Annotated in this window: 32 protein-coding genes, 1 tRNA gene and 1 pseudogene; 4 read left to right on the forward strand and 30 right to left on the reverse strand. The window is 61.3% G+C overall.

Annotated elements, in window-relative coordinates; all coding sequences use genetic code 11:
- Positions 1-14: 14 nt before the first annotated feature.
- Positions 15-365 carry a zinc ribbon domain-containing protein YjdM gene (locus tag ABD884_RS14785; RefSeq protein ID WP_345047133.1) on the reverse strand — a complete coding sequence of 117 codons (351 nt, stop codon included), beginning with the start codon at positions 363-365 and terminating at the stop codon, positions 15-17.
- Between the two features lie 412 nt (positions 366-777).
- Between ABD884_RS14785 and ABD884_RS14790 the strand changes: the two genes are divergently transcribed.
- Both ABD884_RS14790 and ABD884_RS14795 read left to right on the forward strand, forming a co-directional pair.
- Positions 778-1995, forward strand: a complete 1218-nt coding sequence (locus ABD884_RS14790) for a tyrosine-type recombinase/integrase (RefSeq protein WP_345047136.1) — start codon at positions 778-780, stop codon at positions 1993-1995.
- 15 nt (positions 1996-2010) lie between these two features.
- Positions 2011-2550 carry a hypothetical protein gene (locus tag ABD884_RS14795; protein ID WP_345047138.1) on the forward strand — a complete coding sequence of 180 codons (540 nt, stop codon included), beginning with the start codon at positions 2011-2013 and terminating at the stop codon, positions 2548-2550.
- A 98-nt stretch (positions 2551-2648) separates the two neighbouring features.
- Here the strand turns inward: ABD884_RS14795 and ABD884_RS14800 are convergent, their stop codons facing one another.
- The 19 genes from ABD884_RS14800 to ABD884_RS14890 all read right to left on the reverse strand — a co-directional run bounded on the left by ABD884_RS14800 (position 2649) and on the right by ABD884_RS14890 (position 13724).
- A complete protein-coding gene (locus ABD884_RS14800; RefSeq protein WP_345047140.1) occupies positions 2649-2900 on the reverse strand; it encodes a hypothetical protein in 252 nt (83 codons plus the stop codon).
- A gap of 101 nt (positions 2901-3001) precedes the next feature.
- On the reverse strand, positions 3002-3148 hold the full coding sequence (locus ABD884_RS14805) for a hypothetical protein (RefSeq protein ID WP_345047142.1): 147 nt from the start codon (positions 3146-3148) through the stop codon (positions 3002-3004).
- 25 nt (positions 3149-3173) lie between these two features.
- Positions 3174-3377 (reverse strand): hypothetical protein, encoded by a 204-nt coding sequence (locus ABD884_RS14810; RefSeq protein WP_345047145.1) that lies wholly within the window; start codon positions 3375-3377, stop codon positions 3174-3176.
- 130 nt (positions 3378-3507) lie between these two features.
- A complete protein-coding gene (locus ABD884_RS14815) occupies positions 3508-6405 on the reverse strand; it encodes a hypothetical protein (protein WP_345047148.1) in 2898 nt (965 codons plus the stop codon).
- Between the two features lie 306 nt (positions 6406-6711).
- A complete protein-coding gene (locus tag ABD884_RS14820) occupies positions 6712-7494 on the reverse strand; it encodes a hypothetical protein (protein WP_345047150.1) in 783 nt (260 codons plus the stop codon).
- Entirely contained in the window at positions 7494-7934 is a 441-nt protein-coding gene (locus ABD884_RS14825; RefSeq protein WP_345047153.1) for a helix-turn-helix domain-containing protein, read from the reverse strand. Before ABD884_RS14825 ends, ABD884_RS14820 begins: the two co-directional genes overlap by 1 nt.
- A complete protein-coding gene (locus ABD884_RS14830; RefSeq protein ID WP_345047159.1) occupies positions 7928-9418 on the reverse strand; it encodes a terminase large subunit domain-containing protein in 1491 nt (496 codons plus the stop codon). Before ABD884_RS14830 ends, ABD884_RS14825 begins: the two co-directional genes overlap by 7 nt.
- Complete coding sequence (locus ABD884_RS14835; RefSeq protein WP_345047162.1) at positions 9411-9890, reverse strand: hypothetical protein; 480 nt, start codon at positions 9888-9890, stop codon at positions 9411-9413. The genes ABD884_RS14830 and ABD884_RS14835 overlap by 8 nt, the downstream gene beginning before the upstream one ends.
- Entirely contained in the window at positions 9883-10197 is a 315-nt protein-coding gene (locus ABD884_RS14840) for a hypothetical protein (protein ID WP_345047165.1), read from the reverse strand. Before ABD884_RS14840 ends, ABD884_RS14835 begins: the two co-directional genes overlap by 8 nt.
- A complete protein-coding gene (locus tag ABD884_RS14845) occupies positions 10194-10403 on the reverse strand; it encodes a hypothetical protein (protein WP_345047167.1) in 210 nt (69 codons plus the stop codon). The genes ABD884_RS14840 and ABD884_RS14845 overlap by 4 nt, the downstream gene beginning before the upstream one ends.
- On the reverse strand, positions 10400-10549 hold the full coding sequence (locus ABD884_RS14850) for a hypothetical protein (RefSeq protein ID WP_345047170.1): 150 nt from the start codon (positions 10547-10549) through the stop codon (positions 10400-10402). The genes ABD884_RS14845 and ABD884_RS14850 overlap by 4 nt, the downstream gene beginning before the upstream one ends.
- Positions 10550-10767: 218 nt before the next feature.
- Positions 10768-10926, reverse strand: coding sequence for a hypothetical protein (locus tag ABD884_RS14855; RefSeq protein ID WP_345047173.1), 159 nt, complete (start codon positions 10924-10926; stop codon positions 10768-10770).
- Between the two features lie 2 nt (positions 10927-10928).
- Positions 10929-11138, reverse strand: a complete 210-nt coding sequence (locus tag ABD884_RS14860) for a hypothetical protein (protein WP_345047175.1) — start codon at positions 11136-11138, stop codon at positions 10929-10931.
- A complete protein-coding gene (locus ABD884_RS14865; protein ID WP_345047177.1) occupies positions 11135-12283 on the reverse strand; it encodes an AAA family ATPase in 1149 nt (382 codons plus the stop codon). Before ABD884_RS14865 ends, ABD884_RS14860 begins: the two co-directional genes overlap by 4 nt.
- Positions 12280-12549, reverse strand: coding sequence for a hypothetical protein (locus tag ABD884_RS14870; protein ID WP_345047180.1), 270 nt, complete (start codon positions 12547-12549; stop codon positions 12280-12282). Before ABD884_RS14870 ends, ABD884_RS14865 begins: the two co-directional genes overlap by 4 nt.
- A 93-nt stretch (positions 12550-12642) precedes the next feature.
- Positions 12643-12936 (reverse strand): hypothetical protein, encoded by a 294-nt coding sequence (locus tag ABD884_RS14875; protein ID WP_345047182.1) that lies wholly within the window; start codon positions 12934-12936, stop codon positions 12643-12645.
- A gap of 105 nt (positions 12937-13041) precedes the next feature.
- Positions 13042-13293, reverse strand: coding sequence for a hypothetical protein (locus tag ABD884_RS14880; RefSeq protein ID WP_345047184.1), 252 nt, complete (start codon positions 13291-13293; stop codon positions 13042-13044).
- Complete coding sequence (locus tag ABD884_RS14885) at positions 13293-13514, reverse strand: helix-turn-helix domain-containing protein (RefSeq protein WP_345047188.1); 222 nt, start codon at positions 13512-13514, stop codon at positions 13293-13295. The genes ABD884_RS14880 and ABD884_RS14885 overlap by 1 nt, the downstream gene beginning before the upstream one ends.
- Positions 13515-13724 (reverse strand): helix-turn-helix domain-containing protein, encoded by a 210-nt coding sequence (locus ABD884_RS14890; protein WP_345047190.1) that lies wholly within the window; start codon positions 13722-13724, stop codon positions 13515-13517.
- Between the two features lie 95 nt (positions 13725-13819).
- Here ABD884_RS14890 and ABD884_RS14895 point away from each other — a divergent pair, with 95 nt between their 5' ends.
- Together ABD884_RS14895 and ABD884_RS14900 are read left to right on the forward strand one after the other, a co-directional pair.
- Complete coding sequence (locus ABD884_RS14895; RefSeq protein WP_345047193.1) at positions 13820-14473, forward strand: helix-turn-helix domain-containing protein; 654 nt, start codon at positions 13820-13822, stop codon at positions 14471-14473.
- The gene (locus tag ABD884_RS14900; protein WP_345047197.1) at positions 14463-15707 is read left to right on the forward strand and encodes a tyrosine-type recombinase/integrase; all 1245 of its coding nucleotides are present in this window, start codon (positions 14463-14465) and stop codon (positions 15705-15707) included. Before ABD884_RS14895 ends, ABD884_RS14900 begins: the two co-directional genes overlap by 11 nt.
- Positions 15708-15769: 62 nt before the next feature.
- On the opposite strand, the gene ABD884_RS14905 is transcribed toward ABD884_RS14900, so the two are convergent.
- The 10 genes and pseudogenes from ABD884_RS14905 to ABD884_RS14950 all read right to left on the reverse strand — a co-directional run bounded on the left by ABD884_RS14905 (position 15770) and on the right by ABD884_RS14950 (position 25606).
- A tRNA-Pro gene (locus ABD884_RS14905) sits at positions 15770-15843 on the reverse strand.
- A 127-nt stretch (positions 15844-15970) separates the two neighbouring features.
- Positions 15971-17521, reverse strand: a complete 1551-nt coding sequence (der, locus tag ABD884_RS14910) for a ribosome biogenesis GTPase Der (protein ID WP_028266687.1) — start codon at positions 17519-17521, stop codon at positions 15971-15973.
- A 13-nt stretch (positions 17522-17534) separates the two neighbouring features.
- Positions 17535-18247 (reverse strand): annotated as a pseudogene (locus tag ABD884_RS14915) (lysophospholipid acyltransferase family protein); the annotation flags it as partial.
- A 25-nt stretch (positions 18248-18272) separates the two neighbouring features.
- Positions 18273-18986, reverse strand: a complete 714-nt coding sequence (gene cmk, locus ABD884_RS14920) for a (d)CMP kinase (RefSeq protein ID WP_028266686.1) — start codon at positions 18984-18986, stop codon at positions 18273-18275.
- Positions 18986-20092, reverse strand: coding sequence for a prephenate dehydrogenase (locus ABD884_RS14925; RefSeq protein WP_345047206.1), 1107 nt, complete (start codon positions 20090-20092; stop codon positions 18986-18988). The genes cmk and ABD884_RS14925 overlap by 1 nt, the downstream gene beginning before the upstream one ends.
- Before the next feature lie 4 nt (positions 20093-20096).
- Positions 20097-21332 (reverse strand): pseudouridine synthase, encoded by a 1236-nt coding sequence (locus ABD884_RS14930; protein ID WP_345047208.1) that lies wholly within the window; start codon positions 21330-21332, stop codon positions 20097-20099.
- 152 nt (positions 21333-21484) lie between these two features.
- A complete protein-coding gene (scpB, locus tag ABD884_RS14935) occupies positions 21485-22168 on the reverse strand; it encodes an SMC-Scp complex subunit ScpB (protein ID WP_376954374.1) in 684 nt (227 codons plus the stop codon).
- On the reverse strand, positions 22165-23097 hold the full coding sequence (locus tag ABD884_RS14940) for a segregation and condensation protein A (protein ID WP_345054854.1): 933 nt from the start codon (positions 23095-23097) through the stop codon (positions 22165-22167). The genes scpB and ABD884_RS14940 overlap by 4 nt, the downstream gene beginning before the upstream one ends.
- Positions 23098-23141: 44 nt before the next feature.
- Positions 23142-24041 carry a ParA family protein gene (locus ABD884_RS14945; RefSeq protein ID WP_028266682.1) on the reverse strand — a complete coding sequence of 300 codons (900 nt, stop codon included), beginning with the start codon at positions 24039-24041 and terminating at the stop codon, positions 23142-23144.
- A 239-nt stretch (positions 24042-24280) separates the two neighbouring features.
- Positions 24281-25606 carry a cation:dicarboxylate symporter family transporter gene (locus ABD884_RS14950; protein WP_345047213.1) on the reverse strand — a complete coding sequence of 442 codons (1326 nt, stop codon included), beginning with the start codon at positions 25604-25606 and terminating at the stop codon, positions 24281-24283.
- Positions 25607-25709: the final 103 nt, after the last annotated feature.

Raw genomic sequence — 25709 nt, forward strand, 5'->3', positions numbered from 1 at the left:
CGCCTTGCGGCGGCTTAGACCTTCTTGACCACGCTGGACTTGAGCTGCATGGGACCGAAGCCGTCCACCTTGCAGTCGATGTCGTGATCCCCCACGCCGTTCACGAGGCGGATGTTGCGGACCTTGGTTCCAACCTTGATTGCCGTGGCGCTCCCCTTGACCTTGAGGTCCTTGATCACAGTCACGGTATCCCCGTCTGCGAGGACATTGCCCACAGCGTCCTTGATTTCCGTTGACTCGGCTTCTGCTTCATCAGCCGCGGCCGGCGACCACTCGTGGGCGCACTCGGGGCAGACAAGCAAGGCACCCATCTCGTAGGTGTATTCGCTGTCGCATTCGGGACAAGGGGGAAGGGTTTCGCTCACCGTCCAATGATAGACGGAGAGCGGGGTCGGATTCTGCCGGATCATTCTCTACGCCGAAGTTGCCGCGCCTATGATTCCGCGGATCCGTAATTTATCCATTCGAATGATTGCGCAGAATCCAACGTCCTAGCCGCCACATCAGGCCCTTAAGCGCAAGAGTCCCGGGAACCATACGGTTCCCGGGACTCTGCGTACCTTGCGGTCGGGCTGACAGGATTTGAACCTGCGACCCCTTGACCCCCAGTAACGAGGCCACTATATCCCCGGCCCTCTCAGGGATTCCCATAGCGGCTTCCACCCTTATATATAGAGGGATGCCGATTCCACTGGTGTCCCCAACAAACCGAGACGATCCAGCGGTGTGCACACACATCTGTGCACACTGCTGGCTCCCAGACCTAAGGAGCACGCAATGCCCAGGCCACCGCTGGAAGTCGGGAAATATGGAAAGATCTCAACGTCGGAAACCAACGGGGTATACACATCACGTGCGCGCCTAAGATTCTTCAACGGAATGGTCCGTCAAATCTCCGCCACTGGAGCGGACGAAAAGAAGTCAACGGCTGCGCTCAAGAGGAAAATCACGGCGACGCTCCAATCTGCGGGTTCAGAGATTACGGCGCTCAGTCCCATCCGCGAATTGGCCGAACTCTGGTACGCGGACAAACGCGAAGAAGGTCTGGCGCCGAATACAGTCGAGCGGCACCGTCAAATTCTTGATACCTACATCCTGAAGGCAATCGGTGGTCTTCCAGTCCGCGAGGCAACAACGGGCAAGCTCGATCGACTAGTCAAGGAAGTCAGTCGGAGAAACGGTCCCGGCACTGCCAAGCTGGTCAAGAGCGTACTTGCCGGGATGATGGGGCTTGCCACCCGCTACGACGCGCTGGAACACAATCCCGTCGACAACGTTCAAACCCCCAAGCAACCCAGGCCAAATGTGCGTGCACTGAGCCCAGAACAATACGCCGAGTTGCGCGCAATCGCGGTAGAGAAGCTACGACCAGCCACCCGCGAGGAACGCAGAGCCAGGGCGGGAGACGACGGGAGGCGTATGGGTGGGGCGAACCGATCCGGAACTCTCTTGGACGTCATGGACTTCCTCATAGCTACGGGAGTTCGGCCCGCGGAAGCCCTTGCACTAACTTGGGAGAAGGTCACGCTTGACGCTGAGGTGCCGTTCGTTCAGATCGACAGCACCGTTGTAAGACTGCGCGGTCAAGGGTTGATTATTCAGCCGCGGACCAAGACCGGGGACACTCGCCTACTGGCGCTTCCAGAGCACGCCATTTCCATGCTCAATCGAAGGCGCCCCGCGTTGATAGAGGGATCACGGCTGGTGTTCACCTCCGTGCGCGGGACTCTGATCGATCCGGCAACCATGCGGAAGATTTGGCGCGATGTCTTCCGTGAGACCGAGTATTCGTGGGTGACTCAAAAGACGCTACGCAAGACCGTGGCGACCGCCCTCAGTTGGGCACAAAATCCGGGGTTCGCAGCCACTCAGCTCGGTCACACATCGGACGCCATGACTCGGCGCTTCTACATAGAACGCTCGCGCCTCCCTCACGATGCCCGAATGGTTTTGGATGCCTTCGCGGACCCCACCCTATTAATTGGGTCGGATTGAGTTTACGATCGGGGCATGAAACGAATATTGGGGGTAGCCGGCGCTGTGTTGCTGGCAGTTTCGATAGCATCCTGCGGCTCGATTGAGCCGGTTGCCCAGCAAACTCAGTCCGCGCCACCTACTGCGTCACCGAAGCCGACGACCTACTACGGGGAGACGGCAACCGCTATCGCCGCGCTCATCCCAGACTGCACGGACATCAAGCCCGGCGACGTGGCGAAGGGTGGGCCAGATCTGACTTCAATAGGAACGTGTGTTCTGGGGGGCCGCACAGTGGACGTTTACAGTTGGGCCGACCGCAGCGCCGAGGTAAGCATGGGAAACGTCCTCCAGGCCAACAAGGAGGCCGTCACATATGCCAGCGGCACAGGGTGGTCCGCGTTTGTCAGACGCGACATGACTTTTCAATGGCAGCTCACCAATCAGGCAGACAAGCTGTTAGCTGCCGCTTGGAACCACGCCACGCCTGCCGCTCCGGATCTTCCAGGGGAGCTTGAGGTATCAAAGAAGCTAGTTGACGCCTTGGGCGGGCAAGTAAATCAGTACCAGCCCTAGCCGGTGGTCTACCGTTGACCAACCTGCAACTATATGCGCTTGGCCGCAATCCTATGCGCCACGGCATCTGTCCAAGCTAACAAGGACGTGGTCCAGGATTATTCCCCCACAATGGCCCAGATTTCATGAACGCAGTCGGGATCGTCCGCAATATGGGTCCAACCATTCCTGATAAGCAAGCTCTTGCAGCGCTCGTTACGTCCGTGCACTTCGGCTCTCATCACGATTTTCGAAGTCCTGGACTGGGCGTGGCTTTCCAGCACGATTTCGTCCCAGATCCGGTCAAGAGTTGCTTGCCCTTGACCGGATCCCCAGAGATCACGGTGTGTGGCGAGGAGGTAGAGCTTCACGCTATGAACGCCGTTTGGATTCCACGTGGTCGTGTAGCAACCCACTGACTCTATGACTTTTCGATGGTCATCCCATCGGAGAGTTAGTCGCTCAGGGCGTGTCAGCCTTGGCTCAAGAATTCGTACCAAGCTCTGGACGCGGGAAGACCAGACTTCGCCTCCGGGGCGTCCGGACCGAATGAGCTTCTTGAGTCTGCGATACGGGCTAGGGGCGCATACAAAGCGTTGAAGGTACTGCCGATGTTCAAAGTCGGCCTCAACCCACTCTGACACTCAGCGCTTGGGCAGTTTGTAAGAAGGCTTTAGAGCGAGTGCCTTTGCAAGAATCTTCGGATCATCAAGTACGGCATCGACTCGGCTGACGTAGTCAGCAAATGTTTCCTTGCGGAGAACCGGACGCGCTAACAAGGTAAGCCATGCGAAACGACGAGAAGAGGCATGCTTCGCACCCGCGCGACCATATGCATGTGCAGTCATGCTGACTCCTCCTTACGTCCATCGCTTCTAATTCAGCCAACTGTATCGCGATTACACCAATGTAAACCATTCCTGTGAAGTGGATCATCTTCCGAAGCCTGTGCCATCCTCAGACGGCGGAGGCAAAGATCTAACGGGACGGGCGCCTACTGGCGTCCTGATTCGCCGCGGTGATAGCCGCTGACGCTGCACTGACTGCGACGGACTTCACTACGGCTTGTACTTCCTCCCCCGTGAAGGGGTTCTGCACCGTGACGGAGACGTTTACGGCCTGCCCCTGTGGTGGTAGCTGGCCAGTAGCGTTCATGTAATTCAGGTTCGACAGTCCGATTGACTCCGCAGAAGCCCGCTTGACCACGAACTCCTTGGGCGTCAACCATGCCGGGACGGTGTCAGTGCCGCTTGGACCGCCCGGGAACCCGCCCGATGCGAGGTAGTTGACCATGCCTCCCTGAGCACGTGCGATCCACATCGAACCACCCGTAGCCGTCCCGACGCCGCCATTGCCAGGCGCTTCCGCTACCCCAGGCGTCGAAACGTACGTCGATTGTTCTCCGGTAACCGGGTCAGTGCGCGTACCCAGCGTGTCCGCGGTTTTCTGTGTGGACTCGCGGGTAATCAGATCAATGGTTTTGCCGTGTATCGCGTCCACATGGGCTTGGAACGCGGCAATGTCGGCCTCAGCCTTCGCCTTGTCGATTTGAAGCTTCGTGGGCGGAACCGACGCCGGGATCGTCAACAGTTTGTCCACGTAAGCGGTGACAGCATCCTTGTCCACCCCGTGGGCCACGGCGTTGTCGATGATCTGCTGACGCATCTTTTCCATCTCGGCCTTGGCCTGCCCCGTGGAATCGTTCAGACCGCCATTTGCCTCCACCACGGCCTGAAGCCCGGACACCTGTGAGTTGAGCTGTCCGCGCAGCGCTACCGAAGCAGCGGACATGTCCCCGATGTTCGCGGTTGTGAACTGGACGGTCTTGCCGACCTGGTCCACATGGGTGCCCATGTTGGCGAGTTGTGAGTCGAAGGCGTTCTGCGCCTGCGCGGCCGAGATCGCCTTGCCGTTCAGCCCGTCCAAGGTCATCTTCAACAGCCCGGCGGCGTCGTTCTGCTGGATCATGTTTGCCGTGGTCTGGGCGGTCTGAGCCGCGACATCTTGCTGCGACTTGACGGCGGCTTGATACACCGGAACTGACGAACCGTACTGGGCGGCCTGCTGCTGCAACGCGATCTGCTGGGCTGTCAGCGCGCCCGTGGTGGTGTCCATCGCGGCTTTTTGGTCGATAATCCCCTGCTTATTCTTATCGATTGCCGCGGTCTGGATGCCGAGCTGCCCGGTGACAAGGGCGATGGCGCTGGCAGTCTTTTTCTGGGAGTCTGACATGACCAGATTTGCCGTGCCGCCCGTATGCACCTTTTGGGTGTTGTCCTCCGTGTAGGCGGTACCTTTTTTGACTGCGTCGTTGACGATGTCCTGTGCCCCGGCGACCCCCATGAGCGCGTCTGTCAGGACCGTCTGCGAGACCCCGAGGGTGCGGGCAGCGTCATACGCGCCAGCGTCCGAGAGGGCCTTGGCGGCCTGCGCCCGGACATTGATGCCTAGCTGCTCGTTGTCATCCTTCAGCGCCTGGGTGTAGTCCTGCGTAGACGAGGTGGCTTGCTGCGTTGACGCGGCACTGGCGGCGAAAGCCATACCGACGCCAGCGAGGATCGCGGTGAGGATCCCCACGACGGGTACGGCAAGGTTTATGGCAGTTCCGAAAATGGTCACCTGGAGTGCGGAGAGTGCCGCTGTTTCGCCAAACTTGCCCACGACAGCGCTGGCGATACCGAATGCCGTAGGGATCGTGGCCGCGGTGGACACAAGACCCGCGAGGACGGGCAACGGCAGCGCATTCAGCACGTCCGTAAGCCCGTTCAGGAACCCGAGCACCACTGGGCCGAGTGGGGCGAACGCGGCCAGGATGTGCCCCGCCACGGTGACAAGGTTCTCGATCAACTGCATGGTCGCTGGGAGGTTGTCCCTGGCGTACTGGATGAACTCAGTAAAACCATTTGTGCCCGTGAAGGAAAACAGCCAAGTGACGAACTTCTCTAGTTGGACCGCTCCGTCTTGGATCAGCGGGTTCATCTGCTGTAGCCCCGACAGAACACCGCGTAGTGCCGTGTCGCCCATGTGCCCCAGCTCGGCAGCGCCCTCTGAAAGCATCTGGTTCAGGAACGGCATCGACACGTTGATGTCCGCGACGATGCTGTTGAATGAGCCGAGCATGGCGTTGGCCGAACTGGTGGACAGTTGGTCAAGGTCGCTCTTGAGGTTCCCTAGGCCGGCAGCGTACTGATTGCCAACTGCAGTGCCGTCCGCCATTTCCTTTTTGATGCCCATGATCGCGGCGACACCGCCAGCGGCCATGCCACCGAACGCCACGCCGAGACCAACAGCGGCAGCGGAGATAGCAGCCACCGGACCCAGCAACGCCGGGGCAAGGGCGATAAACACACCAAGGGCGGAGATGTTACCCTGCTGCGCCTGCCCTGCCCTCTTCGCGGACTCGGCCTGCTTGTCATCGGACTTCGAAACAACCTCGTTGGCTGCCGCCTCTTCGAGGGACTTCCGGACAGCCTCGGCCTTCGCCTTATTCAGGGCATCGGTCGCGGCGAGAAGCTTTATCTCGGACGCTTCGGCGTTCCGGTCGGCCCTAGCGGCTGCTTCCGTGGCGGCGGTGACTTGCAAGTCGGTGCGGCCACGCTTCTCCATGACAGCAGCAAGGCGCTCGTTGGCAACATACGCTACGGAGGCGGTGTTGGCGGCTTGCCGGGTCGCTGTTTCGAGGCGCTGCTCCGCGATGGCAACCGAGTCCAGCTTCGCCACGGCCTCGGCGACATTCGCGTCAACCTTGATCTTCGGATCAAGGGCGCCGACATCCCGAGACTCCGCTTTGACTTGGGCTACAGCACGGTCCCACTGAGACAGATCAAGGGTGAGTTTCGCGTCTATGGATCCGGTGGTTGTTACAGGTTCGCCCACTTTTGTGGTCCTTCCAGGAAAGCGAAAAGCCGAGAAGACGCACCCGTGAATGGGTTTCGTCTCGCTCGGCTACCTCCTGGATAGATCCGTTCAACCTCCGACTACGCGCGGGTCAGGCTCCTGGCCATTCCCGCCGGCATTGGTCTAGCTGCGGCTTATTGAATTGGGTTTGTGGGGCGCTCGGCGCCTATTTCTCTGCTGCCTGCTGCTGGCCGAGCAACTCGGAAAGCCTGCCCTCTCGCCGGGCTGCGACGATCTGCTCGGGTGTCATGGCCTTCAACTGGGCCTTGGTGACCTGCTCGGCCATTACTCGCCCCAGGCCTCGGCGCGGCTGATCTTCGTCAGTTGCGCGCGCTTGACCTCGTCATCGGCAAATGGTTGGTCCTTGGCGAAAACTGCGCCGCTTGTGTTCCGGTAGAAATACAGGTTCGTCGGCGTCTCAATAGGGGCGTCCACGGCTGCGAGCGCGGCGTAAATATCACCCTCGGCCCCAGGGTTGACCTTCGGATCGTGAAGCACCTCGGCGCGGTTCAAGACACCCAGCAAAGAGTTGATGTGGTGATCCGCGTTTACACGCTCGACGTGGCGCATACCGGCGATCACCTTCCCATCAAAGCCCAGACCCACGCGGCCATGCTCAGCCGGCGGCGCAACAGGATACTTGTGCTCGGGAATGTCCAAGGATTTGGCCCTATCCACCCAGCCAGTCACAAGTGCGTTACGGTCCCCCACAGCGGACACAAACGCCGTGATGGATTCCTCCACCTTGCGGAGCAGCCCGGCGAGTTGTTCCCCGCCGTCCGTCGCGTGCTGCTCAATCTCAGCCCGCAAAGCCTCACAGTCCCGCAGCCTAGCTGCTTCACGGGTCTTCGCGGCCTTGCGGCGGGTAGCCTCGGCGCGGAGCTTGGCAAAACGGCTCAAAGACTCCTGCGCGACGATCTGTTCCGCCGTCACCGTCTCGTCACCGCTGGCCACGGCTTCCTCAAGCCTGGCAATCAAAGCCTGAGCATCGTCAGCAGCAGCCTGCGCGGCAGCAACATCGTCATCAGTCACAGGGGCATCCGCCTGTTCGGTTGTGTTCTCGGCCATCAGGCCACCTCTCCAAGGTCATAAAAGCGGTATCGGTCCAGGTCAGCCTCAGCGATCAACCACTGGGATCCGTGTTTCAGGGCTGACAGCCGGCCCTGCCCGCACGCCTTCCGGATAGCCCGGTCGGTGCACTGGAGCAGGGCCGCTGCCTCACGGCATGTAAGCCATGAACCACCCTTCATGCTTTCCATGGTGCGCTTTTCACCAAACACGGTTCCGTTCGCGGAACTGGTCTGTTCCTCACGGGCCGCAGCAGCATTCAGCGCGTGCAAAACGTTCATAACCGGCTCGGACACCCTGCCGCCGGCGTTCCGCTGGACAGACTCACTCAGCCCCACCACAAGGATCCGCAACACCCGGTCAGCGACCTCGGGAGGCACCACCACAGACCCGTCAGGACGGACCAGATGCGCGAAACTCGCATCAGCCGGCGTCACCATCCCGAACCCTTCTCCTGCCCGCGAGGCCACGTCATGAACGAATCATGGAACATCACGGGGCGGGCCGCGATGGGCACCCTCAAGCCGCTCACGGTGGTCACAAACGCATCCGGATCCAGAGGACGTACTTCCACGGGGCGATGCCTCACAGCACCCTCCAAACTCAGCGAAGAAACAGCCTGCATCAGAGCCATTGCCAAGTCATCATGACCAGCCCGCTCCGGGACAGCGATCCGCATACTGCCGGACGGTAACTGCTCAAACTCCAGCGCCCGCAACTGCTTCAACAACTCAGGCTCACGCGGCAACACCAAACGGTTCTGCTGCAACAAACCCTTGATCATCGAAAAGCCAGACTGCTTCCGCCGCACATCCGTCACCACCGACGCAACGTTCATATCCCGCCGCGCCTCGCCGGAACGCCGACGCAACTCCGTAGTAGGGAACGCACCGACGCCGTTCGTTTCCGACGCCAGCACCCGAATGTAGTACTTGCCCGCAGTCTCCACCACACGCTCGATGAACTGCCCATACGGCCAGTTATGCCTGACCTCCAGCCACGGAATGAAGAAAGCCAACCGGTCACCAAGCATCTCGTGATTCGCGCCGTGATCCTCCAGCACAGACACCAAGGCCAGGGCGTTGGCGTCCTGCGCGAAACCCCAGTCAACCCCGCCAGCAGCGCAATACGGGCGGTCCAGCCACATCTCCAGATCCTCCGGGGCGCACATCTCATAACTCGCCACAGCGGCCATGATTTCCTGCTCCGAAAAATAAGCCCCAGCCGCATCAGTCCACTCCGCCAGATACTCGCGCCTGAAATAGTCCGCGGGCTCACGGCTCTGAATATCGTCCAGGAGCGACTGATCCACGTTCGGGCTGATCGAAGACGGCCAATGCCACGCCGCAACCTTCGAATCCGGCGCCAGCATGCCCCGATTCCACAACGCCCGGAAGAAATGCGACGAATCACCCCACGGCGTAGAAGTCAGAATCACCTTCGAACCAGGGCGGGCAATAATCGCAGGCTCAGCCGAACGCCAGATGTCCGGATCGATGAACGCCGCCTCATCCAAGATCAACACATCCACCGGCCAGCCACGAATCTGCCGCTGAGACGCCGGCACGCTGATGATCCGCGAACCATTCGAAAGCGTCAAAAGAGACTTCGAATCATCCAACACCGAACCGCCAAGGACAGACGAGCCCGTAGCCAAGGCCGTGCACTCCTCCAACAAGCGCCGGGACGCAACCTCACCCGCAGACACCAGCAGCACAGTGATGTTCCGCCTCGTCGTGGCCTCAAACAGGGCCAGCGAAGACAGGATCGTGGACTTGCCGACCTGCCGGCCCGCACAAATGACCCTGTAACGGGCGTCAGACCGGGCCACCTCCAACTGATGAGGCCACAACGGGCGCCCCAGCACCTGCTCAGCAAAAGCTCCCGGATCCGTAGCCGGGTGATACTCAACCGTCTTAGCCATCGACAATGTCCGTCCTGATCGTGCGTTCCATGTCAGCCCGCATGCGTGTCAGCTCGGTCGCCGCATCAGCCTGCTTGGACTGCGCAACATCCTTACCGAGACGGGCCGCGGACATCGGGTCAAGGCCCAGTCTGGACCGGTGATTCTGGGCTGTGGTCTCCCACTTCCGGAGCAACTCCAGCGGAGATGTCTGCCCCTGCTTCGAGGAAGCAGCCTGCTCGATCGGCATGGTGTCCACCCACTGACTGATCAGCGCGCACTTCGCCTCAGCCACCGCCCACGCCTGGACCGCAGACGCGTAGCGGGGTGCCCGCAAGTACCCCACCGCGTCATCAGCCAGCAGCTCGACCGCGAGCGCCTGCGCGATCGGATCAACCTTCCGTGACTGGGCGCCATGCTTCACCGCCAGCTCATTACCGGCCTGGAACGGGAGCCGCTGCCCCTCAAACGCCGGCACCCACGCCTCAGACATTCGGCCACCCCGCAGGATAGACCCGCGCCCACGCCTCAGGCGCCGGGCCAACAGTCCAGTCCTCAGGCCAACCCAGCCGCAACCAGCGCACCGCCGTGGCCGACAGCACAGCGTCGTCCCCCACCACATCCCTGGCCGTCAGGATCATCTGCGCATACTCGGGATCCACAATGAACGTTCCGCGCTGGCCGGTTGAATTGACCGTCGCCCGCAGAACGCCCGCGCCCTGCGTGTCAGCAGGCAGCCCGAAGGATACCGGGTCGCCAAGCCCTGTCAGGTAGTGGACCTTGTAAGTTTCCTCGGTCATGGTTCCGCCCTGTAAACGTCCGCGGCGTGCCCGTCCAAGCCCTTGTTCAGCCCGAGCGACTCCAGCGCCTCTGTGATCGCGAGCCCCGCATCATTGGCAGCCTCGGAGGTGATGCCGTGGCGTACCTCGATGTCCTCCAGCGCGTTCACAGCACCACCGAGGCCCCATGCAGCAGCCCAGCCCCGTAGCGCGTCAGAGGCGCTCATTCGGCGTCTCCACGGCTAGGGCGTGGGTCCAAGATGCGAGGCGAACAGAGGCCGCGTGCCACGAGTGACCGCGCGAGCCGTTCAAGCTCCCGCGCCGTGTAGAGCGTGGCCTGCTCGGGTAGCTGCTTTATGCGCCGCTTAGACATTGATGCACTTCTCCCCTGCAAATACGCTCAACTGAACCGCTGAGCCCCTTGACTCGATATCAAGGTTTCCGCCTCTGACCTGCGCTTTTACCCCTGTGTGTGCAGACGTGAGTGCAGTTGCTTGGCGAACCGATGGCGCCGAAACCGCTACGGACTCTCGCGCGGGGTTTGAGCCGAAGCCAGGGACGGCGCGGCCAGACGGGCTGGCGCTCACATTCCTAGTCATTGGCGTTCTCTTTCTGCTGGCTGAGTTGTTCGCATCGGCGCTGCCAGAGGGCGGCATTGCGCTGGGCGTTGAGGTATTTCTGGCGGTAGATCTCTGCGGCGGCATCCGAAGGCCACTGTTCGATTTGTCTGGGCGTGTAGTCGTAAGCCACGGTTAGCGGTTCCTGTTTCTTGAGCGGTCGGCACGGGAAGCGGCACGGTTGCCGGTGCTGTCGGTGTAGGTGATTGTTCGTCCGTTGTGTGATTCTGGGACGTTCTTGGAGGCTAGGAGTTGCTGGTGAAGCCTCGCGGAAAGTTCCTTGTAGTAGCGGAGCTGGTTGGTCAGGTACTCGATGCGCTGGGCATCCGTGAGAGCCTCCGTCATGCCGCTTCTCCCTCGCCCCGAAGGCCAAGCGTTCCTTGTTCCTCAGGAACGGTCGAGGCACGGAGAACACCCTCTGTTCCTGTTCCCCTACCCTGTGTCTCAGGAACGGGGAACGCATCCCGAAGGACCTTCAAGGCTAGGGTTGCCCGATTGGTTCCCCAGCCGAGACGTTCTTTCACATCTCGAACGGATACAGGTGGGGGGACAAGAGCTTTAAGCGCGGCGATGTCGATGGCAGGTGCGGCAGCGGGGGTTCGTTCTCCACCCTCAGGAGCAAAGACAGTGAAGCTTGAATCCGGGAACATCTTGAACGTGCCAGCCAAAGGTTCCTTGTCGCCGGTCGGTGACGTTTCCCGTAGCCCTCCGTGACGGTCCTTCTTGATGTTTAGATAGCAGGAGCCTCCGCTGCCGGGAGTGAACTGTTCCTTGACCGTTACTCGGAGCATCACTCCACCGGTTGACCTGGCCTTGGCTCCTGTCCCGGTGGGACCCTGAGCCTTGGAATCAGGGTTCTTGGCAACGTGGTCGATTGAGATCACACATGCACCAGACATTGCCAACGGTTTTAGGATGTAGGCATGGGCGATGGTGAAGTCATCAGGGCTATTGCTGTTGAGGTTCATCATTGGCAGCAACTCACCGATGCTGTCTACTACGACAGTGCAGGGTCGCCATGCTTTGAGATCCGCGATGGTGGCCAGGAGGTCGGCTCGGTCCTCGGGTTCCTTGTATCGGAACTTGTCCAGGTCACTTAGGGTTTCGGGTGCTACTCCAAGGTCAAGAAGCCTGGAGACGATGGACTGCATCCCGTTGTGGTCCAGATCCAGGATCGCCGCCTTGCCGCCTCCGTTTAGAGTGGCAGCAGTGGCCGCGAGTGCAACGAATGTTTTGCCGGATTCGGGTTCTCCAAAGAGGCTGTTGACCTGCCCTCTGTAGAACAGTGCATTTCCGTCGTTGCGATACAACACGTTTGGCTTGGGTGCCGGGGGGAGGTCGCCGGATAGCAGTCCTGCCACGTCCCCATATGCGACGCCTATAGTGTTCCTCGTTCCTGACATAGGGGGTAGGGGAACAGGAACGCTGCGGTGGACGAGGTCCTGGGGTTGATACTCGGACTCGGTGAGGGGTGCGAAAGAGCTGTTCATGCGGCGGCTGCGTCCGGGCTGAGAGCCAGCATCCATTCCGCTATGACGGTCGGGTCGGTTGCTTCAACCTGGACAATCAAATCAGCCCGCATCCAGCCCAGTTCACCTGATGGCTTGTATTTGTGGACGATGAGTCGGACGTTTGCGCCTGCGGGAAGCGTTTGGAGCGCCCAACGCATTTGGCGGTCCAGTTCGGTGAAGTCGTAGGTGGATCGGTCGGCAGGGTAGTCTGCCAGGTCAATGCGAAACACGGGGTTCGCGAGCATAGGGGGTTGTCCTAGAGGTCTGGTGTGGACGTTCGGGGTTGGTGCCTTGGTGTGCCGGCCCGCGCTTGCTCAAGGTCGCGGGCCGGCTGATTTTCATGCTTTGTGGGCTGGTTCGAGTTCTCCCATGAGTTCCAGGAGCCCTGTGAGGTTCCGGTGAAGCTCTTTGGCTTTGTCGATGGGAATCGAAATCATCGTCTTGTCGTCGTTGAGGGTGATCGTTGCCATAATTCCCTTGTCGTAGTGCCACCTAGCCCATGCGTGATCGTTTCCGGGGCCTTCCCAAAGGGGTTCGGTGTTGTCGAAGCACAGCTCGTACCCTTCAGGGACGGTGGACTGTTCTTCGTGGACTTCCGGATCGAGTTCGGTTACGATGATGTGAGTGGGCATGGCGAGACCTAATTTCTTGTTTGGTTGATCGATTTGCTTAGCGGTTCCGGTTATCACTTGACAGAGTGATCAGTCCGGGACCGCTTCTTGTTTAACCCGCATGGGCTAAATCCTGTAGGGGTTTCGCGCTTCTACAATGGCGTCGGTCAGGGGCCCTTTGTGACTAGTTCCCCGCCAGTACCCGCTTGACCATGCCGCTGCGGCAGTCTGTGGGAGGGCATCAAGTGCCAAGAGCACATCGGTAAGGGCGTACACCTGTTGGGAGCCGTCTTCCAACGCAATGAGCACCTGGTCCGGGCCGATCAGATCGAAACTGATCGGGGCTGTGCCTGTGGTGCTCCTGACGGTCGCAGTCATTAGGCCGCGCCAGATTCCAAAGCGCCGGCGTCCAGTATTTGGTTGATGACGCGGGTGCTGATGAGGATGCGGTTCCCGATCCGGATTGATGGGATTTCGCCCCGATTGACTGCTTCATATGTCTGCCGAAGTCCAACCCCTAACACCTTGGACAGTTCGGGAACGGTCATGGTCGGTTTTGCCAAGGCCAAATCGGCGCTATTGCCGTTCGGGTGCGCCATCTAAGCCACGTCCTTATCTAGCTGAAGCTGCTCCCACGTCAGCACATCGACGATTCGGTAGCGGACATGCTTGCCGATTCGCATTGCTCGCGGGCCTTTGTGCTGAGAGCGCCATCCGTAGATGGAGCTCAAAGGCACACCGAGCCGAAGAGCGAGATCCTGGGGGGTCATGTGTCGCTGGTCGCCGGCGCTGGTCTCGATAGAGTCCACCTCTTCTCCTTTCCGCATTTTGCGGTATCCATACTCAAATACTAGGTAACGGAAAACGACGTGTCAAGTACCGCAAATTTCGGTACAGTGGACCCATGAGCAAAGAACTTACACCGGATCAACTCGTGGGAGCCGCGATCCAAAGTCGCCGCGTGACTTACGGCGCGAGCCAAGGTTCGTTTGTCGAGAGACTGCGGGACCGCGGCCTTAACTGGTCGCAAGGAACTCTTTCGAGGGTTGAACTGGGGGACCGACCCGTGCGCTTGGTTGAGGCCGCGGTTGTAGCCGAAGTGCTGGGGGTTGGGCTTGACGTCCTGCTCCGAGAGGGGGCTTCAACTGAAGATAAACTCCGAAAGGCCCAGGCCGACCTCGTGGAATCCATCATCGGCATCCAGCAATCGGTTACGTGGATGAACGCCCGACTCATGGACGTTGAGGAGATGCTGGAGCTTGCACCGGACTCGATTCAAGCCCTCGGAAACGAAAAGAGGTCTGCCCCCGCCAGCCCGAGCGCGTTCCTCGACTGGCTCCTGGAGTCCCTAGACGACATCAAATTCGAAGGGCCGTCTTTCGCGAAAGATCGCCGGACAAGTGAGGCCATACTGACCATTGCCGATACAGCAGTTGCTCACTCTATAGCCCTATTTACGGGGCCCGAGGATGACGACTGGGAACTCTTGAGATCCCCGAAATTCACAACAGAAATGTCTGGGCCCTCCGAGACTGAGAGGAAATCGAATGGCAAATGACGTGTTTCGGCGCTGCGGGTGCCGGGATGAGAACAAGAAGCAGCTAGGGGGCCGCTGCCCACATCTTGCGACCGATCCAAAGCATGGATCCTGGGGTTACTACGTGGCCGGCGGCGTGAACGCAGCCACCGGCAAACGGCAGCAGTTCCGCAAGACGGGCTTTCCGACTCAGAAGGCCGCACGGGAGGCCCGCAACAAGGTCGCCGTGAAAGTGGACCAGGGCACTTACGTGCCGCCGTCCAAGGAAACCTATGGCGAGTATCTGGACAAGTGGCTTCCCCGCCACGCTGCCACCGGCAAGGGCCTGAAACCGACGACCATGGATAACTACGAGCGGTATATCAGGAATGATATAAAGCCCTCTGCGCTGTCCAGAATGCTCCTGACGGACATCCGGCGCTATCACCTGAATGAGTTCCTCAGCGGGCTGTCTGAGGCCGGAAGAGGGGCTATCACGGTGCGGCGCATCGCGGCAGTTCTGCAAGGCTCGCTGAGGGCCGCGGCGAGGTCGCACCGCATCGACCACAACCCTGCCACCGAGCTTGAGTTGCCGACTGCCGAGAAGCACAAAGTATCCGTATGGGAGCCTGCACAGGTCGGCGCGTTCCTTGATGTCGCGTCCGAGCACCGGCTGGGCGCTCTGTTCGAACTGGCCATGTTCACCGGCATGCGCCGCGGTGAGCTGATCGGCCTTCGGTGGACAGACATCGACCTCGCTAAGCGCGTCATCACGATACGGAACAACAGAGTTCAAGCCGCTGGCAGGATCCTGGATCAGGGCACGAAGACCGACGCGGGCGAGCGATACGTCGATTTGGACGATCGTTCTACTGGGGCGCTGATCGGCTGGCAGATCCAGCAGGCTGCGGAGCGGGAAGCCGGGCAGGAGGCTTATGAGGTGTCAGGGTACGTGTTCACCATGGAGGACGGGCGCCCGCTGAAACCGCAGTACGCGACCAGACTCTTTGAGAGCCTCCGAGTAAAGGCGGGCCTGCCCAAGCTGACGTTCCACGGGCAGCGCCATGAACACGCTTCATTGATGATCGCCGCAGAGGTAGACATCGCCGTCGTGTCCAAGCGCCTGGGTCACAGCTCGATCAGCATCACGTCAGATATCTACGGGCATCTGATCGGGTCCGCTTCACGTAATGCAGCAGAGAATGCGGCTGCCCTGGTGCCGGCAAAAAAGGCCCGTGCACACACACTGCACTCACAAGCCCCAATTTCGGCTTGAGGGCAAAAGAAAAACCGCCCCACCACCGGGTTACTTCCCAGTGATAGAGCGGTTTTCATCGGTCGGGCTGACAGGATTTGAACCTGCGACCCCTTGACCCCCAGTCAAGTGCGCTACCAAGCTGCGCTACAGCCCGTCAGTTCCGCCGTTCTCCGCTTAGGTTTTCACCTAAGCAGTCCGGCCGAACCACCTCAAAAAGCTTACACGATCTTCGAGGCCCTCGATGACACCTTGACGGGTGTCATCTGTGATGCGCGTCTCAATTAGCGCTTCTTGCCGCGCTTTTCACGGACGCGCATGTTGACCTCGATCGGCGTGCCCTCGAAGCCAAAGGTTTCGCGGAGCCTGCGGGTGATGAATCGACGGTATCCGGGGTCCAGGAAGCCCGTGGTGAACAACACGAACTTCGGCGGACGGCTGGATGCCTGGGTGCCGAACAGGATGCGCGGCTGCTTACCGCCGCGGACCGGGTGCGGGTGGGCAGCCACGAGCTCGCCCAGGAACGCGTTGAGGCGTCCTGTGGGGATGCGCTTGTCCCAGCTCTCCAAGGCCACGTCCAGCGCAGGAACCAGCCGGTCCTTGTGCCATCCGGTCTTGGCGGAAATGTTGACGCGCGGAGCCCACTCGACGTGTGCCAGGTCCTGATCGATTTCGCGTTCAAGGTAGCGGCGGCGTTCGTCGTCGAGCAGGTCCCACTTGTTGAACGCAAGGACCAACGCGCGGCCCGATTCAATGGCGAGCTGCAGGATGCGCACGTCCTGTTCGCTGAGGACTTCGTCCACGGCGAGGAGCACGACGGCGACCTCCGCCTTTTCGAGCGCGGCCTGCGTACGCAGGGAAGCGTAGAAGTCCGCGCCCTGGGCCATGTGCTGACGGCGTCGAATGCCTGCGGTGTCCACGAAACGCCACGTGCGGCCGCCGAGTTCGATGAACTCGTCTACCGGGTCGCGGGTGGTTCCGGCGAGGGTGTCGACAACAACGCGCTCGGAGCCGGCCAGCTTGTTCAGCAAAGAAGACTTGCCGACGTTCGGACGGCCGATGAGGGCGATGCGCCGGGGGCCGCCGGAGCGCTCGACACCTTCCACCGTGGAGAACTCGGGCAGGGTGTCCATGACATGGTCCAGGAGGTCGGCAACGCCGCGGCCGTGGAGGGCGGACACAGGGTATGGCTCACCGAAGCCAAGGCCCCAGAGCGCAGCCGAGTCAGCTTCCTGCGCAAAGTCGTCAACCTTGTTGGCCACCATGATGACCGGTTTCTTCGACTTGCGCAGCATCTTCATGACGCCCTCGTCCGTGGCAGTAGCGCCAACAGCGGAGTCCACCACGAAGAGCACTGCGTCGGCCAGTTCCACGGCCATCTCGGCCTGCTCGGCGACGCGGGCATGGATGCCCCTCGCGTCGTGCTCCCAGCCACCGGTGTCCACCAGCGTGAAGTTGCGGCCGTTCCAGTGTGCCGAGTACATGACGCGGTCGCGGGTAACGCCCGGGGTGTCCTCGACGACGGCTTCGCGGCGGCCAAGGATACGGTTCACCAGCGTGGATTTGCCGACGTTCGGGCGACCAATGATGGCCAGGACCGGGTCAAGCTTGAGGGGACCTTCCTCGCCTTCGTCGTCGTACAGCCCGCTCAGCAGAGCGGCATCGTCCTCGTCGAGGTCATAGTCTGCCAGACCCGCCCGGAGGGAGGCGGCACGGAGTTCGGCTTCTTCGTCGTCCAGGGCGGCGAGGTTCTCAGCCACCTGGTCGGTGCCGGTGGGCGTGTATTCGTCGTCGCCGGCTCCGATGTTGCCGGATTTTTGAGTCGTATCGCTCATTGCACTTTCCTTCGTGGTGATCTGCCGGCGTCCCGGCTACTTCTTCTTGGCGGTGCTGCATTGGCTGTGGTGCTGCATTGGCTGTGGGCCGGTCCTCTAGTCCCACGGGAGGGACTGACCGGTGGTCTTGACGGCATCCTGGACGTGTCCAGCCAGCGCAGCGCGGATCTCCGCGGCCGCCCTGTCCATTGAAACACGCCCGGACTCGCCATCTCTGCGGGTCACACTGAAGGGGGCTCCGAAATTGACGTGAAGGTGGCGGCGCAAACGCGGAATGGAATCACGGTGTTCGCCTCCAGTTCGTGTCCCGAGAACCGCCACGGGAATAACTGTTGCTTCGGACATCAGGGCGAGCCAGGCGACGCCGTTGCTGATGCTGCCAGCGGTCCCGCTCCCCCGCGTTCCCTCCGGGAGAATCCCGACGCAACGGCCGGCGTCGAGCACTTGCCTCCCACGCTGGAGCGCCCTGCGATCGCCCGAGCGGTCCACCGAAATCTGGCCTGAGGCACGCAGCACCGTTCCAAGGAAACCCTTGAACATCTCCTTCTTGACCAGGATGTGCATGGGCCGCGGGGCGGCGCCGAACATCACCGGCCCATCTAGGAAGCTGATGTGGTTGCCCGCGAAAATGACCGGACCCGATTTGGGAACGTTCGAGCGCCCGGTCACCGTGGTCCGGAACAGGACATGGTCCACCAGCCAGCCGACGGGCCGGCTCCAGACCATGGTCCAGCGTGCCGGAATTCGGGTTTCAGTCACCGTAGATGACCTTGCCTACAATGCTCAGGGCCGTTTCGACCGTCTCGTCGAAGTCCAGGTCGGAAGAATCCAGGGTGACGACGCCGTCGGCCGCTTGGGTGAAGTTCACCACTGTGGAGTCCTTCGCATCGCGGTGGATTACTTGGGCGGCGAGCTGCTCTTTGCTCTGGGTCCCGCCCAGCTGAAGGCCGCGGCGGCGCAGCCGGGCTTCCTCGCTTGCGGTCAGCAGCATCCGGATTTCCGCATTGGGCGCGACGACGGTGGTGATGTCCCGCCCTTCCACCACCATGCGGCGGTGGTGCTGGTCGATCAGTTGCCGCTGGCGTCGGATGAGTTCATTGCGGGCCCCCAAGGTGGTTGCCACCGCACTTACGGAAGAGGAGATCCTGGGCTCGCGGATTTCTTCCGTGATGTCCACGCCGGCAACACTGACATATTCGGCGTTGGCGCTGGTACTCAATTCCAGCGGCAGATCCTTTGAGGCTTGCTCGACGGCGGCGCCGTCTGTGAGGTCGATGCCGGTCTTGAGGCAGTACCAGGTCAACGCACGGTACATGGCCCCTGTGTCCAGGTAGGCGAGCTTCAAGCGTCGGGCCACTTCCTTGCTGACGCTGGACTTACCGGAGCCGGATGGGCCGTCGATGGCGACGACGAGCGGCTTGCCCGGACGTACTACGGTCTCCGGGCCGAAAAGGTCACGTGTCATTACTGCAGTACCCGCCATCCACGGTCGGTCAAGGCTTCAACAAGGACGTCATGCTTGTTGGGCATGACGGAAAGCTCCACCATGCCCACATTCTGCCCGGACGAGTGATCCAGGCGGAGGTCTTCGACGTTGACACCGATCTCACCGATCTCCGTCAACAGCCTGGCGATTTGCCCGGGCCTGTCGTCTACCAGAACTGTAAGCCATGAGTATGCCTGCGGGGGTCCGCCATGCTTTCCCGGAATCTTGGCCTGCCCGGCGTTGCCCTCGCTGATGAGCTGGGCAAGGTCCAGGCGGGCACCAGGAGCCGTGGGATCCTCCAGGGTACTGATCAGGCGATTGAGGTCCTCCCGGACACCATGAAGGATGTCCACCATCTTGGCTGCGTTGTTGCCAAGGATCTGGACCCAGAGGGTGGGATCGCTCGCAGCAATCCTGGTGGTGTCCCGGAGCCCATTGCCAGCCAGGGACAGCGCATGAAGCGGTGTCCCCTGCAGGCGGCTGGCGAGAAGCGATGACATCACCTGGGGCAAATGCGAGACCAAGGCAACGGCTTCATCGTGTTCCTCCGCCGTGAACTGCGAGACGATCGCCCCCAGGTCACCAGCCAACGAACGAGCGGTCTGGAGCGCGTCGGCGCTGGTCTCTTGGGACGGACAAAGCACCCACGGCATGGAGGTGAAGAGTTCGCCGCGGGCAGCAACGGGCCCTGACTTCTCGCGGCCCGCCATCGGGTGCGTCCCGACGTAGCGGGACATGTCCACTCCACGACCCCGGAGATCAGCCTGGATGGCCAGCTTGACGCTGGCAATGTCCACGACGACGGCCTCCGGGTATTCACCCAGGGCACGCTGAACGACGTCGGCCGTGACGTCCGGCGGCGCGGCGACGACAACCAGCTGAGGTGCGCCTTCAAGCTCGGACAGGGGCCGGCCAGCCCCGATGTCCACGGCGACGGCCTGGTTGGTTGGCGAAGGATCTGCGAGGAACACCGGGACGCCCCGGCCGCGCAGGCCGAGGCCGATGCTGGCCCCGAGCAGGCCGGTACCGAAAACGACCACAGGACCGTCAAGGTGGCCCCGGCCGTGCGAGTGGAACGCCGACATGCCTTTACAGTCCCACGGAGGCCAGGAGGTGTCCGACTTCCTGCTTGCCGAGGTTACGGATGCTGCCTTGGCGCTGGTCACCCAGGCCGATGGGGCCGATCTTGACGCGCACGAGCCGCAGCACGGGGAAGCCGACGGCCTCGAACATGCGGCGGACAATGCGGTTCTTACCGGAGTGCAGCACGACCTCGATCAGCACATGGCCCGGGGTGGAATCCACGAGTTTGAAAGAGTCGACTGCTGCAATTCCGTCTTCGAGCTCGATGCCTGCCTTCAGCTTCGCCCCGACGCCCTGCGGGAATGGACCGCGGACCTGCACGAGGTACGTCTTGGGCACCTCATACGACGGGTGCGTCAAACGGTTGGCGAGTTCGCCGTCGTTGGTCAGCAAGAGCAGTCCCTCGGTGGCGACGTCGAGGCGGCCGACGTGGAAGAGTCGCTCACCTTTGTTCTTGGCAGACTTGAGGAAGTCGCTGATGCAGGGACGACCCTCAGGGTCTTCCATCGTGGAGACGACGCCCTTGGGCTTGTTGAACACCATGTAGAGCATGGTGTCATCGAGCTGGATGCGAATGCCATCGACGTGGATCACCGCATTGGTGGGATCCACGCGCATGCCAAGCTCAGTGGTGAGCTGGCCGTTGACCTCGACGCGGCCTTCTTCGATCATTTCCTCGCAAACGCGGCGGGAAGCCACGCCTGCCTGGGCCATGACCTTCTGAAGGCGTACGCCGTCGGCGTCGTGCTGCTCGGACTGAACCACCTCACCGCGGCGGCCGCGAGGCTTGCGGATTGGACCAAGGCTCTGCCCGAAGCGCTCGCTTCCGAAGGCACGGGAAGCATACTGTTTTTTGTTGCCGGCCTTGGGCTTCAACGCGCCGGGCGTGCCCGGGGCCTTGCCGAAGCCGGGCTTGTTGGAACCGGGCTTGCGCGGTGCCTTTGCTGGTTTGGCATCTTCACGGCGCTCGCGGCCGCCGGCCGTGGTGGGGTTGTCCGGATCAAAGGGGCGCTCTTCACGCGGACGAGTTGATTTGAAGGGGCGGTCTCCGCCCGGGGAGAAGCTGCGCTTGCTGCCTCCGGAGGCGCCGCCGGCACGGCTTGCTCCTCCGCGGCCTGCACCGAAGCTGCTGCCTCCCGTGCGGCCTGCGCTACTGCGGCCTGAGTCTTGCGACTCGTTGCGTCCTGAACTGTTTCGTCCCGAACTATTACGTGGTGAACCCTGGCGTCCCGCCTGTGTCATGACCCGTCCTTTTGTTATGGTGGCCGGCTTGTTCCTTCTCAAGATTAGCCAGCCGGGCAGAGAATATCTGCCCAGTGTGAACTCCGCCCGCTACTTACCGGGCGTTGGTAAATCCTTTGCAATATTAAAATTCATTGGGTTGTTTCCCGCGACTACATGCGTTCGGCGTCGAAGAACTCCTCGATGCCCTCCAGCCCCGGAAGGTGGGGGGACAATTGAGGCAGTTCCGCCAACGAGCCAATGCCCATGCGCTCGAGAAAGTACGAGGTGGTCCGGTAAAGGACAGCCCCGGATTCAGGATCGGTACCTGAATCCTCGATCAGGCCGCGTTGGACAAGGGTCCTGACGACCGAATCGACATTGACGCCGCGGATGGCCGACACCCTGGCCCGGGAAACCGGCTGGCGATACGCGATGACCGCCATGGTTTCAAGGGCTGCCTGCGTCAGCCGCGCGGTCTGGCCTTCGAGAACGAACCTGCCCACGACGTCGGCAAATTCCGCCCGTGAATAGATTCGCCACCCTCCGGCAACGTTCCGCAACTCAAAACCCCGGGGTGCAGCGCTGCTACTTACATCGTTCAATTCACCATGCAAGCCATCAGCGTCCCTGCCCGGGGCTTTAACAGTATAGCCGCTGTACTCCCGCTGAAGTCCCGCCAGCAATTCCTCGACGACGGCGACTGTCACGTTGAGCCCGGCGGCGAGCTCATCCGCGGTGGCCGGTTCGTCGATCACCATGAGGACAGCTTCCAATGCCGCACGAGCGCCACCGGGAAGTCCTTCAAGCTCGGCAAGCCCTTCAAGCTCATCCCCGCCTGTTTCTTGCCCGCTCACAACGGCTCGCCTGCCTTCTCGATGCTATCGGTGTCAGTTTGGGCGTTCGCGCCCATCTCAGCAACGGAATCGTACTCATCGCTCAGGCCGTCACTACTCCATCCTTCAGGGCGCCCTGTCCAGCGGACGGTCAGTTCCGCAAGCGGTCCCGGCTGTTCGAAGGCCACCACGCGATCGCGGAACAATTCCAGCAACGCCAGGAACCGGGCCACGACAACCAGTGTGGACTCTGCGTCGGCAATGAGTGCCCTGAAGGACTGTGCCATTCCGCGTTGTAGGCGGTACCCGATGATTTCCGCCTGTTCCTTGACGCTTACCGGCGTGCCGTGGAGATGGTCCAACCCCACTTCTTCGGGCGTCTGGTCCTTCGGCGCCAACGTCTTGGCCGCGAGGGCCGCGAATTGTTCGGGCGTGTGGCGCCAAATCAGCTCAGGCAGCAATGCGGCAAAATGCCCTTCCAGGGCGACTTGCCGAGGGAAGCGCCGGGCTTCGGATTCCAAAGTGCCGGACATCATCGCGGCTACCTGCTTAAAAGCCTTGTACTGCAGGAGCCGGGCAAACAAAAGGTCCCGGGCTTCCAACAGGGCAATGTCTTCGGCATCCTCGACTTCTCCCGCCGGCAACAGCCTCGCAGCTTTCAGGTCCAGGAGGGTCGCAGCGATAACCAGGAATTCGCTGGCTTCGTCCAGCGCCCAATCCTTCCCTAGTTCCTGCAGGCGCCGGATGTACTTGATGAACTCGTCAGTGACGGTGGCCAACGCAACTTCGGTGATGTCCAGCTTGTGCTTGGAGATCAGGCCGAGCAGGAGATCGAACGGGCCGGTGAAGTTGGCCAGCCGGACCTCAAAGCCGGCCTTTCGTCCGGAAGGCGAGGCTCCGGCGTCGTCCGCGTTGCTTGCAGAGGAGTACGACGGCGGGGCGGCGCCCATCAGGGCGGGCGCGGCTTCAGGTGTGAGTGGCTCTGCCACGCTGGCTAGGGTGCGCCGCCGCGCGAAATCAGTTCCTTGGCCAGCCGACGGTAGGCGTCGGCACCGATGTGGTTTCCGGCGTAGCTGGTGATGGGCTCAGCGGCAACCGTGGCGTCGGCGAACTTAATGGAACGCTTGATGACGGTTTCGAAGACCTTGTCTCCGAATGCCTCCACGAGCCGCGAAATGACTTCCCGGCTATGCAGTGTGCGGGCGTCGTACATCGTGGCGAGCACGCCGTCCACCTGAAGCCGCGGGTTCAGCCGGTCCTGGACCTTTTCGATCGTTTCGACGAGAAGGGCCACGGCGCGGAGGGCGAAGAATTCGCAGATCAACGGAATGATGACTCCGTGCGCGGCCGTCAGGGCGTTGACCGTCAGCAGGCCCAGGGACGGCTGGCAGTCGATGAGCACGACGTCGTAGTCGTCCTCGACGCTCTTGAGCGCGCGGTCCAGCACTTGTTCACGGGCAACCTCGTTGACCAACTGGACTTCGGCCGCGGAAAGGTCGATGTTCGCCGGCAAAAGGTCGATGCCTTCGACGCCGGTCTGCTGGATGGCGTCACGGATGTCCACTTTGCGGTCCATCAGGACGTTGTAGACAGTGAGGTCAAGTTCATGCGGGTTCGCACCGAGGCCCGCGGAAAGGGCACCCTGCGGGTCGAAGTCGACGAGCAGGACGCGACGGCCGAATTCCGCGAGCGCAGCGGCGAGGTTGATGGTTGAGGTGGTCTTGCCCACGCCACCCTTCTGGTTGACCATGGCGATGACCCGGGCCGGGCCATGGGAGGCCAAGGGTGCGGGTTCCGGGAAGTCGCGGTACGGGCGGCCCGTAGGCCCCATGACGGCGTCTTCCAGATCGAAATCCGTGCCCTCCAGCGTAGTTGCTCCCCGATCGCTGCTCACGTATCTATCCACTCTCTCCACGACGGTCATTTCCTGCGGCTGTCTCCAGCATCAGCACTGCTCCCCACCTAGGCTACAGCGCCCGACACGGCATTCTGCGGAACTTGACATTCCCCGAAATTTGAGCCTTTACCTTCTAGTTGAGGTAGAAGGTTTAGCTCAACGCCAGCTAAAACGCTGGCAAGGCAGGCCTTGGGGCCTGCCCTGCCAGCGTTGAGGGGTCCGGATTGCGTGCCTCGCTAAGCGGCCACAACTTCTTTAGACTCGACGTCGCCATGGTGGCTGATCATGGTCAGCTCGTCGAATGGCTTGGTGCCGGACAGGACGTCTGTGACCTGCTGACGGTCGATTTCCTTGACCCACGTGCCGATCAGCACCGTGGCAACTGCGTTTCCGGTGAAGTTGGTCAGCGCCCGGGCCTCGGACATGAAGCGGTCGATACCTACGATCATGCCGACGCCGCCCAAAAGCTCGGGCCGGTGCGCCTGCAGGCCTGCTGCGAGAGTGGCCAAGCCTGCACCGGAAACTCCGGCTGCTCCCTTGGACGCGATGATCATGAAGACCAGCAGCGATACCTGGGCTCCGAGGTCCAACGGGATACCCATGGCGTTGGCGACGAACAGCGAGGCCATGGTCAGGTAGATGGCCGTTCCATCCAGGTTGAAGGAGTAACCGGTAGGCACCGTGACACCCACAACCGGCTTGGAAACACCCAAGTGCTCCATCTTGGCGATGAGCCGCGGCAGTGCTGCTTCTGAGGAAGACGTGGAGAAGATGAGCAGGTACTCGCGAGCGAGGTACTTCATCAGTTGGAAGATGCTGACGCCAGCCACGACTCGGAGCAAAGTGCCTAGCACCACAACGATGAACAATGCACAGGTGATGTAGAAGGCGACCATCAGGGTGAACATTCCGAAGATAGCCTTTACTCCGGTAGCACCGACCACGGCGGCGATCGCACCGAAGGCGCCGACGGGTGCCAGCCACATGATCATGATGAGGATGCGGAAGACCAAGGCCTGGCCGTGCTGGATGGCTTTGAGCACCGGCTGGCCCTGGGAGCCCATGCGCTGCAGCGCGAAGCCCACGAGAATGGCGGCCAGGAGCGTGGGCAGGACCGGGATGTCGCCCGGGATGATACCCAGCAGGAAGTCAGCGGTGCTGTTCGTGGAGGTGGGGCTGTTGGGGTTGTACGGGACGAGCTTCAGTCCCTCGCCCGGATGGATGATGTTGCCTACTACCAGCCCGATGGCGAGGGCGAAGGTGGACATCACCAGGAAATAGATCAGGGCAAGTCCGCCGACCTTGCCAACTGTTGCTGCCTTGGCGATGGAGCCGATCCCCAGGACGATAGTGCAGAAGATGACCGGGGCGATCATCATCTTGATGAGTTTGATGAAGCCGTCACCCAGTGGCTTGAGGGATTTACCGACTTCAGGGAACATCAGGCCTACGACGGCGCCCAGCACAACTGCGGCGATCACGGCCATGTAAAGGTAGTGCGACTTGTCCAGCCCCTTGCGCCCGGCCTTCGCGGGTGCAATCTCTCCTCTTTGAGAGGTCATGGCTTTGCTCCTTTTAGATACTTTGGAAAGCGCCGTGGTTCCTGCAATGTCCCTGCGTCGCTCTGCTGTGATATCCATCATTGGGGGCAGCGTGACATGTATC

The organism is Arthrobacter methylotrophus (assembly GCF_039539965.1).
Lineage (GTDB): Bacteria > Actinomycetota > Actinomycetes > Actinomycetales > Micrococcaceae > Arthrobacter > Arthrobacter methylotrophus.